General features: G+C 72.2%; 8 protein-coding genes. 6 read left to right on the plus strand and 2 right to left on the minus strand.

Annotated elements, in window-relative coordinates:
* Nucleotides 1-542: 542 nt before the first annotated feature.
* From ACFU7Y_RS32320 to ACFU7Y_RS32340, 5 genes are all read left to right on the plus strand, one after another.
* The gene (locus ACFU7Y_RS32320; RefSeq protein WP_380770510.1) at nucleotides 543-692 is read left to right on the plus strand and encodes a hypothetical protein; all 150 of its coding nucleotides are present in this window, start codon (nucleotides 543-545) and stop codon (nucleotides 690-692) included.
* A gap of 121 nt (nucleotides 693-813) precedes the next feature.
* Nucleotides 814-1,077: a hypothetical protein gene (locus ACFU7Y_RS32325; RefSeq protein WP_224284499.1), complete on the plus strand. Its 264-nt coding sequence runs from the start codon at nucleotides 814-816 to the stop codon at nucleotides 1,075-1,077.
* A gap of 83 nt (nucleotides 1,078-1,160) precedes the next feature.
* The gene (gene gndA, locus ACFU7Y_RS32330; protein WP_380770511.1) at nucleotides 1,161-2,606 is read left to right on the plus strand and encodes an NADP-dependent phosphogluconate dehydrogenase; all 1,446 of its coding nucleotides are present in this window, start codon (nucleotides 1,161-1,163) and stop codon (nucleotides 2,604-2,606) included.
* Between the two features lie 287 nt (nucleotides 2,607-2,893).
* Nucleotides 2,894-5,473: a SpoIIE family protein phosphatase gene (locus ACFU7Y_RS32335; RefSeq protein WP_380770512.1), complete on the plus strand. Its 2,580-nt coding sequence runs from the start codon at nucleotides 2,894-2,896 to the stop codon at nucleotides 5,471-5,473.
* Between the two features lie 194 nt (nucleotides 5,474-5,667).
* Nucleotides 5,668-6,759: a PP2C family protein-serine/threonine phosphatase gene (locus ACFU7Y_RS32340; RefSeq protein ID WP_380770513.1), complete on the plus strand. Its 1,092-nt coding sequence runs from the start codon at nucleotides 5,668-5,670 to the stop codon at nucleotides 6,757-6,759.
* Between the two features lie 79 nt (nucleotides 6,760-6,838).
* Here the strand turns inward: ACFU7Y_RS32340 and ACFU7Y_RS32345 are convergent, their stop codons facing one another.
* Together ACFU7Y_RS32345 and ACFU7Y_RS32350 are read right to left on the minus strand one after the other, a co-directional pair.
* The gene (locus ACFU7Y_RS32345) at nucleotides 6,839-7,144 is read right to left on the minus strand and encodes a YciI family protein (protein WP_380770514.1); all 306 of its coding nucleotides are present in this window, start codon (nucleotides 7,142-7,144) and stop codon (nucleotides 6,839-6,841) included.
* Between the two features lie 100 nt (nucleotides 7,145-7,244).
* A complete protein-coding gene (locus ACFU7Y_RS32350) occupies nucleotides 7,245-8,276 on the minus strand; it encodes an alcohol dehydrogenase (RefSeq protein WP_380770515.1) in 1,032 nt (343 codons plus the stop codon).
* Between the two features lie 765 nt (nucleotides 8,277-9,041).
* On the opposite strand from ACFU7Y_RS32350, the gene ACFU7Y_RS32355 reads away from it, so the two are divergent.
* Complete coding sequence (locus ACFU7Y_RS32355; protein ID WP_224284324.1) at nucleotides 9,042-9,446, plus strand: SgcJ/EcaC family oxidoreductase; 405 nt, start codon at nucleotides 9,042-9,044, stop codon at nucleotides 9,444-9,446.
* The last annotated feature ends 204 nt before the right edge of the window (nucleotides 9,447-9,650 follow it).

Genomic DNA, 9,650 nt, shown 5'->3' on the forward strand with positions numbered 1-9,650 from the left:
CCGGCGGCACCGGCAAGAATCGCGGCAGAGGTACGCATACGGAGCTTGAAAGCGGGCATGTAGAGCAAGACCTCAATCGGGTTGGGCCGAGTCACTCCCCGTTGTGGACCGTGGCCGGACAGGGGCCGTAACGGTCGCGGGGCGCGGCTTGGCGGTAGGCCGTTCACCGGCGGGACAGGTGCCGGAGTGGCTCGATGCAGCAATTGTTGCCAGGCCGGACCGGTCATCGACAAGACCCCCTCGCTACGACCCACCGTCGTACCCAAGGGCGGACGACGCCGATCCGCAGGGGCGGGCTGCACGACCGGCCAACGCGCTGAGCTGCGCAGATGTCGCGGCCGGGCTCGCGGGCGGCGTCGACAAGCAGCCACTATCGTCCGTCGTGGACCTTTTTCAGTGTGAGTGGGCTCACGGTTTATGTCATGGTTTGTCCTATTTGTCGGTCACTGAACGGACTGCCGCCGATGCTCTGAGTGCAGACGATTCCCCCGGACCGAGACCCGCGTCACACGCGCGACCACTCCCCCGGCACAGCCGGCTCGATGCGCTCGCGCCCGGGCCGGGAAACCGGCGCCGACGAAAAGCCGGACGACCTCGCGTTCGGGCAGAAGGCGGGCGTGGCACCTGCCGAGGAGGCCGCTTCCCCCGGCAGTGACACGCCGGACCCGCTCGTCCCGGCCCGCGGCTCGTGACGGGTCCCGCTCCCCCGTGTCCCGCTTCCGTCCGGGTGCGGAAACCTCGGACCTCGGCAGAATCGATGTGTGAGGGACGGCCCCGGCTGCGCCGCGGGTGCCTACGCGAGAGGACCATGCCATGCCCGACTTCCACCCGAAGCACGATCACCTGATCGTCAAGCCGATCGGCGGCCCGACCCCGCAGGACCCGGTGACGTGGAAGGGCGAGGTGGTGGCGGTAGGGCCCGGCCGGCAGCTGGGGAGCGGCAAGCCGCACCCGGTGGACGTCAAGGTCGGCGAGAAGATCCTCTTCAACAGGCTCTCCGGGTCGGAGATCACGGTGGAGGGGCAGGAGTACGTCGAGCTTCCCGAGGACGAGGTCCTCGCGCTCTCCGCGGAGTAGGGACAGGGCGGCGGGCGTACCCGGCACCCGACGTCTTCGATCCCGACAGCCCCAGGCCCCCGAGACCTTTGGAGATCCCCGTCATGACCGAGCAGTCACCTGCCCGGATCGGCGTCACCGGACTGGCCGTGATGGGCCGCAACCTGGCCAGGAACTTCGCCCGCCACGGATACCGCGTGGCTGTGCACAACCGCACGCAGGCGCGGACCACGGCGCTGCTGGAGGAGTTCGGACACGAGGGCGAGTTCGTGGCCGCCGGGACCACGGAGGAGTTCGTCGCGGCCCTGGAACGCCCCCGTCTGATCGTGATCATGGTCAAGGCCGGGGCGCCGACCGACGCGGTCATCGACGAGCTGGTGCCGCTGCTCGACGAGGGCGACGTGGTGGTGGACGGCGGGAACGCGCACTTCCTCGACACCAGGAGGCGGGAGGCGGCCCTGCGGGAACGCGGACTGCACTTCGTGGGCAGCGGGATCTCCGGCGGAGAGCAGGGCGCGCTGGAGGGGCCGAGCATCATGCCCGGCGGCACACCGGAGGCCTACCGGGTCCTGGGGCCGTTGCTGGAGGACATCGCGGCCAAGGTCGACGGCAAGCCCTGCTGCACCCATGTCGGACCGGACGGCGCCGGTCACTTCGTCAAGATGGTCCACAACGGGATCGAGTACGCCGACATGCAGCTCATCGCCGAGGCGTACGACCTGCTGCGGCACGGAGCGGGACTGCAGCCCGACGCAATCGCCGAGGTCTTCCGGACCTGGAACGCCGGGCGCCTGGAGTCCTACCTGATCGAGACCACCGCCGAGATCCTCGCCCACACCGACGCGGCGACCGGGAAGCCCTTCGTCGACGTCGTACTGGACCAGGCCGAGCAGAAGGGCACCGGCCGCTGGACGGTCCAGAGCGCGCTGGAGCTCGGCGTGCCCGTGAGCGGGATCGCCGAGGCGGTCTTCGCCCGGGCGCTGTCCGGCAGCGTGGCGCTCCGGCAGGCCGGGCGGGGGCTGCCCGGCCCCACCGAGACGTGGCTCGACAGCGCGGCGGCGGACCGGTTCGCGAACGACGTCGAGCAGGCTCTGTACGCCTCCAAGATGGTGGCCTACGCCCAGGGCTTCAACCAGATCCAGGCCGGCAGCGCGGAGTACTCCTGGCAGATCGACCCCGGTGAGATGGCCGCGATCTGGCGCGGCGGCTGCATCATCCGGGCCCGGTTCCTGGACCGGATCCGGGCCGCGTACGAGGCGGAGCGGGAGCTTCCCACGCTGCTGACCGACGCGCACTTCCGGGAGGCGCTCGGCTCCGCGCAGTCGGCCTGGCGACGGGTCGTCTCGGTGGCGGCCCAGCTGGGGGTGCCCGCCGCCGGCTTCGCAACCGCGCTCGCCTACTACGACAGCCTGCGGGCGGAGCGTCTTCCGGCCGCACTGGTGCAGGGACAGCGGGACTTCTTCGGCGCGCACACCTACCGCCGGGTCGACCGGGACGGGATCTTCCACACCCGCTGGGAGGCCGAGGGCCGCCCGGAGGAACAGCGCTGACACACCCCTCGACTGGTCCAGAGGACCGTCGACGATCTGATCGACGCCATGCTCACCGGCCCCGGGCCGGTGGACCTCGTCCAGGCGTTCGCGCTGCCCGTGCCGTCGCTGGTGATCTGCGCGCTGCTCGGCCCCGCCCGGCGCGTGACCCGGCCCAGGAATCGCACATCCGGGCCGTGGCCCGCCCGCCGCGCCGCGCCGCGAGCCCGTCTGGCGGCCCTCCCGGCGGGCGGGGAGAATGGTGATCGCAAGGCTTGCCGCCGCGAGACGCGGAGTGGGTAACTGGTGTGAAGAGCTCCCCTCGCCCCGCCGAGTCCGCCACGCCGCTCGCACCCGGGCCCGGCCCCGGTGAGAAGGGGCTCAGATCGGGCGCCCTGGGGCTGTTCTCGTCGGTGGCGATCGGGATCTCCTCGACCGCGCCGGCGTACAGCTTGGCGGCGACGCTCGGAGTGATCGTGGCCGGGGTGGGACTGCAGGCCCCCATCATCACCATGCTGGCGTTCGTGCCGATGCTGCTGATCGCGTACGCCTACCGGGAGCTGAACTCCGTCGACGCCGACTGCGGGACGACCTTCACCTGGGCCACCCGCGCATTCGGCCCACGGGCCGGCTGGATGGGCGGCTGGGGCCTGATCGTCGCCGACGTGATCGCGATGGCGAACCTGGCCGAGATCGCCGGCATCTACGGCTTCCGGCTGGTCGGGCTGGAGTCGCTGGCGACCAGCCGGGTGTGGACCACCGTGGCCGGGGTGGTCTGGATCGCCCTGATGACCGCGGTCTGCTACGTGGGCATCGAGGTGTCGGCGGCCGTGCAGCGCTGGCTGCTCTGCCTGGAGGTCGCGGTCCTGCTGCTTCTCGCCGTCACCGCCCTGGTCAAGGTCTACACCGGCGGCCCGCCGACCGCGGCGCACGTCTCCGCCTCCTGGTTCAATCCGCTGAACGTCCCCTCCCCCCAAGCGCTGACCACCGGGGTGCTCGCCGCGGTGTTCATCTACTGGGGGTGGGACACCGCGCTCACCGTCAACGAGGAGACCGCGGACAGCCGGCACACCCCCGGGCGGGCCGCCGTGCTGTCCACCGTGCTGCTGCTGGTCATCTACGGTCTGGTCGCCACCTCGGCGCAGGCCTTCGCCGGGGTCGGCACCACGGGCATCGGGCTGGCCAACCCGGACAACTCCGGAGACGTGCTCTCCGGCCTCGGCGGGGCGGTGTTCGGCACCGCCGGGCTCGGCCACGCGCTCACCAAACTGCTGATCCTGATGGTGCTGACCTCGGCGGTCGCCTCCACCCAGACCACCATCCTGCCGACCGCCCGCACCGTCTTCTCGATGGCCGCACACAAGACCGTGCCGTCCGGCTTCGCCCGGCTGCACCGCCGGTTCCTGACCCCGACCTGGTCGACCGTCGGCATGGGGCTGGTGTCGATCGCCTTCCTGGTGCTGCTCACCTCCGTCAGCCACAACGTACTGGCCGACTCCATCGGCTCGGTGGGCCTGGCGATCGCCTTCTACTACGGCCTGACCGGCTTCGCCTGCGTCTGGTACTACCGCCGGGTACTCACCCGCAGCCGCCGGGACCTGCTGTTCAAGGGCGTGCTGCCCGGGATCGGCGGGCTGATCATGCTGTTCCTGTTCTGCTACGCGGCCTTCCACGTCTACGCCGCCCCCGGCTACGGCGCGACCTCCGTCCGGCTGCCGCTGCTCGGCCAGGTCGGCGGGGTGACCGTACTGGGGCTGGGCGCGCTGCTGATCGGTGCGGCGCTGATGCCGGTGGTCACCCGGGAGCACACCGCTGCGCTGCGGCTGCAACGCAGCCTGCTGCCGCATCGGCTGCCGGCGCTGAGCGCGGTCGAGTCGGCCAGCCGCTACCTGCCGGCCGACACCCGCTCCGGGGTCGGCGGGGACTGGTACGACGTCATCCCGCTGTCCGGCAGCCGGGTCGGCCTGGTGGTCGGCGAGGTGCTCGGCCACGGCCTGCGGGCCGCCGCTGCGATGGGCCGGCTGCGGGTCGGCGTCCGGGTGCTGGCCCGGATGGACCTGGATCCGGACGAACTGCTCGCCCGCCTGGACGACGTGGTGCGCGAGGAGGGCGGCCCGGGCAGCCCCCGCGGCGGCGTGACCTGCCTGTACGCGGTGTACGACCCGGTCGACGGCCGGTGCAGCCTGGCCCGGGCAGGCCACGCGCCGCCCGTCGTGGCCGACCCGGCGGGCGGCGTCCGCTACGCGGAGCTGCCGGCCGGGCGGCCGCTGGGGCTGGGCGGCGCGCCGTTCCAGCACGCCGAGCTGGACCTGCCGGCCGGCAGCCTGATCGCCCTGTACACGGACGGCCTGGTGGAGGCCGTCGACGGCCGGCGCGGGCTCGCCGAGACGCTGGCCGGGCTGCGCCGGCCGCTGGAGAGCCTGTGCGACGAGGCGCTGGCGACCCTGCTGCCCGGCCCGGTGGACGACGACGCCGTCCTGCTGCTGGTCCGCACCCGCCGGCTCGACGCCGGGCAGGTCTCCGACTGGGAGCTGACGCCCGACCCGGCGGCGGTCGCCCGGGCGCGTCGCCTGGCCACCGACCGGCTGGACGAATGGGGCCTGGCAGAGCTCGCGTTCACCACCGAGCTGATCGTCAGCGAACTGGTCACCAACGCGATCCGGTACGCCCCCGGGCCGGTCCGGGTCCGGCTGATCCGGGACCGCAGCCTGATCTGCGAGGTCTCCGACACCGGGCACACCTCGCCGCACCTGCGCCAGGCCGCCCGGGACGACGAGGGCGGGCGCGGCCTGTACATCATCGCCCAGATCACCGAGCGCTGGGGCACCCGCTACACCGAGGACGGCAAGACCATCTGGACCGAGCAGGCCCTGCCCGACGAGGACTGACGACCGCGACCGGGCATCGGCGTTCCTCGAACGGACCACGCCGAGCGCGTCCGGCTCCGGGGCGCGGGCCGCATCGGGCGGGCCGGAGGTGTCGACGCGGCGCCGCCGGTCGATCCGGGAGAGGAGAGGCGCTTAACTGTGGAGTGGGGGAAACGACGCGGCTGTGGGGACGAGCGGGACAGAAGGGCAGTCCGGTGGCTGATGTCTCGAACACGAGGGCGTGGCGTTCGCCGCGGTTCCTGCCCAGGTGGTCGCGCCGGGTCACGATCGGCGGCTACGCGCTGATCGCGACCACGGTGGCGCTGGATTTCGCCAGCGGGCCCGGTATCACGTTCGCCCCGATACTCGCCGCCCTCCCCGTCCTGGCCGGTGTGGGCACCCGCCGGGCCACCGTCCCGCTGGCGGCCGGGGTGGTCGCCGGCGCGCTCGTCGTCGCCATGGCGGCCTACGACGCCGCCGTGCCCGCGATCGTGATGGCGACCGTGGCGGCCGCAGTGGTCATGGTCACCTTCTTCAGCTGCGCCAACGTCGTGGTGGTGACGGGCCAGGAGCGGGAACTGGCCAGGGTCCACACGGTCGCCGAGGCCGCGCAGCGTGCCCTGCTGCGCCTGGTGCCCCGGCGGATGGGGCCGCTGGCGGTCGCGGTGCGCTATGTGGCGGCGGAGGCCGAGGCACGGATCGGCGGGGATCTGTACGAGGTGATGCCGACCCCGTACGGGGTGCGGTTGTTCCTCGGCGACGTGTGCGGCAAGGGCTTGGCCTCGGTGGAGACTGCGGCCGACGTGCTGGGGGTGTTCCGTGAGGCCGCGCGGGCCGAGCCGGATCTGGCGGAGGTGGCCAGGCGGCTGGACTCGGCTCTCGTCCGTCGTCCGGCGAGCGAGGAGTTCGTCACGGCGGTTCTGGTCAGCATCCCCGACACACCGGGGCCGGCGGTCGTGGTCAACTGCGGGCACCCGCCGCCGCTGCTCTGCCATGACGGCCAGGTCAGCACGGTGGAGCCGTCCGTCGACGCACCGCCGCTGGCGCTGCTCGGCCTGGTCGGCGGGGGCTACCGCGCCGAGTCGCTCGCCTTCGACCGCGGCGACCTGCTGCTGCTCTACACGGATGGCGTGTCCGAGGCCCGGGACGCGGCGAACCGGTTCTACCCGCTCGCCCAGCGCCTGGCCGCCCTCCCGCACGGGGAGCCGGACGCCCTGCTGGACGAGCTGCTCCTGGACGTGCGGGCGTACGTCGGCTCCGGACTGACGGACGACGCGGCCCTGCTCGCCGTCCGCCGGGAGCGGTGACCGGTTCATCGACTCCGTCGAAGCGAGCCCGCGCCCCCTCTCCCGGGCGCTACCGCCACGAGGAGCACGGGCCGGGCGACTACCGGGGCGGCGGCGGTTGGTGCCGGTACTCCTCCAGCGCCGGCGACGTCCTCATCGCCAGGAAGTTCGTGACGGTGTACTCGGCCAGCCCCGCCACCGAGTACGGGTCGCTCCTGGTGATGTCCTCGATCTGCGTCCGGTCGACACCGACCGCCACGATGACCGCACCGTCGCGGGGGTCCTTGGGGCCCGACGCGATGAAGACGCCGGATTCGTAGTTCGAGTCGAGCCAGGCGACGTGCTCGGGGTGGGCCGCTTCGATGCGCTCAAGCGGCGCGATGTAGGTCAGCTCAAGAATGAACATGATCAACATCATAGCGCTGGGTAACCGGCCGGTCGCGCAGGGGTATCGGCGGCGACGCGCCGACCAGGCCTGTGGCCCAGGGCGGCCTGACGGTCTCCCGTCACCCCGTTCCGGTGGTGAGCACCATGCGGAAGCGGGCGGCACCGTGGAGCATCCTGTGGTACGCCTCGTCGGCCCGGTCGAGCGGCACGGTCTCGATCATCGGGCGGATTCCCTGCAGGGCGCTGAACGCCATGGTGTCCTGGATGTCCTGCGCGCTGCCGGCCGGGTGGCCGCGGACGGTCCGGGCGCGCATGAGCAGCTGGACCGGGGCGATCCCCAACGGCTCGGTGTCCGCGCCGATGACCACCAGTTCACCCCGGTGGGACAGCCCGTCCACGGTCGCCGTGATGGCGGCGGAGTTCGCGGCCGTGGCCAGGACGACCCTGGCACCGCCGAGGGACTGCAGCGCGTCCGCGACGGGAGTGCCGGCCGTGCTGTCGATGTAGTGGTGCGCGCCGAGCTGCTTGGCGTAGTCGGCCTTGTCGGCGCCGCGGGCAATGGCCACGGTCTCGAAGCCCATGGCGGCCGCGTACTGCACACCCAGGTGGCCGAGGCCGCCGATGCCGAGTACGGCGACGAGGTCGCCCGGCCGTGCGGAGCTCGTCCGCAGCCCGTTGTACGTGGTCACCCCGGCGCAGGCCATCGGCGCGGCATCGACGGCCGCCAGCGCGTCGGGAATCCGGGCCAGGGCGTCGGCCGGCACCACCACCGCCTCGGCGTAGCCACCGTCGTACGCCCCGCCGGGGACCTTCAGGTTCAGGCACAGGATGAGGTCGCCCCGCCGACAGGCGGCGCAGTACCCGCAGCTGCCGCCGAACCAGCCCACCGCGACGCGGTCGCCCACCCGCCAACCGGTGCTCTGCGTTCCCTCGCCGAGCTCCTCGATGCGCCCGGCGATCTCATGCCCGGGGACCAGCGGAAACCGGACGCCCGGCAGCCCGGCGTTCACGAACATGGCGTCGCCGTGGCAGATTCCGCAGGCCTCCACGGCGATTCGCACGTGCCCGGGGCCCGGCCGCGGCACGTCACGCTCGACGATCTCGAACGGCCCGCCGGCAAAGGCCACCTGTGCCACTCGATGGGTACTCATCCGGATTCCTCCCGGTGCACCGGCACGAACAGCTCTCACCATCAGCAGACCAGCTCCGGCCTGATCACGCTCGCCGGGACCGGCTCGGGCCACCGGCCCCGATCGCCCTGGTTGCGCTCGGGGCGGGCGTGGCCGTGGTGCGTGATCGTCCGGGTCGGGCCCTGCGCACCGGCGGCGGGCGGATCGGTGCACCCGCACGAACTTCTTCGCGACAGACGGGGAGGGGTGGGCGTGCATGGCGAACGCACGCAGCGCCTACCAGGCCTGACGAACCTGACACTCCCTCGGATCGGCAACGTCTCCGGTCGGACCGCCTACGGCGCGGCGGGCCGCACTCGGTGCAAAGCAGCCGGTCGCCGCCGGCCACCGCTCCGTCGCCGCCCGGCCGCCTCGCACACTCCCGACGCTTCGTCGGCCGGCAGGCCGCCCACCACATGCGCACCGGGCTGCCGTTGGACGTCCTGGAGATGGCCGCGTGGCGGCAGAAGAGCGGTGGCGGGCTTCGGCCTTCTCGTCTCCGAGGGCGAGCGGATCGCAGAAGTCGATCGGTGCGTGGCCGCTTCCCCGTCGCTTCAAGGTGCATGGGCAGCTCCGCCGAGAGACGCTGGGCAGTGTCCGTCTGATGGACCACCGACGACACAGGAGGTGTTCATGAGACGCAAGTACTGTGCAGCGGTCGCCCTCACCGCCACCGTTCTGTTCACGGGAACGGGGGCGACGTACGGGACCGCAAGCGGCGCCCAGCCTCCCGCTACGCGCAGTGTCGTGGCGAGTACCGCCCAACTCCCCACCGAACAACAGATCGCCGCCCTGTTCGACAAGTGGAACGCGGCCCTGGCCACCGGCGACCCGAACCGTGTCGCGGACCTCTACGCTCCCGATGCCGTGTTGCTGCCGACCGTCTCCGACATCCGTACCAGTCACGCCGGGATCGTCGACTACTTCACGAAGTTCCTGGCGAGCAAGCCCGTCGGAAAGATCCAGGAGCGGTTCATCACCGTCCTGGACCCCACGAGCGCCGTCGACACGGGCCTCTACCAGTTCACGCTGACCGACAAGAACGGCGGCAAGTCCACGGTCGACGCCCGCTACACCTTCGTCTACGAGCTGCGTGGAGGCAGGTGGCTGATCCTCAACCACCATTCCTCGGCCCTGCCTTCTCCGGGCTGATCCGGCTGCCCGTCGAGCCCCTCCGGCCGGCCGCGAAGTTGGTCAGGCTGCCCTTGCGGACGGTGTCGTCACCGGTGCGCAGCGCCGCGGCCGGGGTGGTGGGGGCGAGGAACGGATGCCCGACCGGTGGGCGAGCTCCGGCACCGCGCCGGTGTCGTCGAGTACCCGGCCGGGGAACGGCACGAGGGCCCGTGTCCGCGCTTT

It is taken from the genome of Kitasatospora sp. NPDC057542, assembly GCF_042801945.1.
Lineage (GTDB): Bacteria > Actinomycetota > Actinomycetes > Streptomycetales > Streptomycetaceae > Kitasatospora.

Excerpts from the sequence above, each read along its gene's own strand:
- ACFU7Y_RS32320 (WP_380770510.1), top strand. The coding sequence starts at position 543 with ATGCGCTCGCGCCCGGGCCGGGAAACCGGCGCCGACGAAAAGCCGGAC.
- ACFU7Y_RS32325 (WP_224284499.1), top strand. The coding sequence starts at position 814 with ATGCCCGACTTCCACCCGAAGCACGATCACCTGATCGTCAAGCCGATC.
- gndA (WP_380770511.1), top strand. The coding sequence starts at position 1,161 with ATGACCGAGCAGTCACCTGCCCGGATCGGCGTCACCGGACTGGCCGTG.
- ACFU7Y_RS32345 (WP_380770514.1), bottom strand. The coding sequence starts at position 7,144 with ATGTTCATTCTTGAGCTGACCTACATCGCGCCGCTTGAGCGCATCGAA.
- ACFU7Y_RS32350 (WP_380770515.1), bottom strand. The coding sequence starts at position 8,276 with ATGAGTACCCATCGAGTGGCACAGGTGGCCTTTGCCGGCGGGCCGTTC.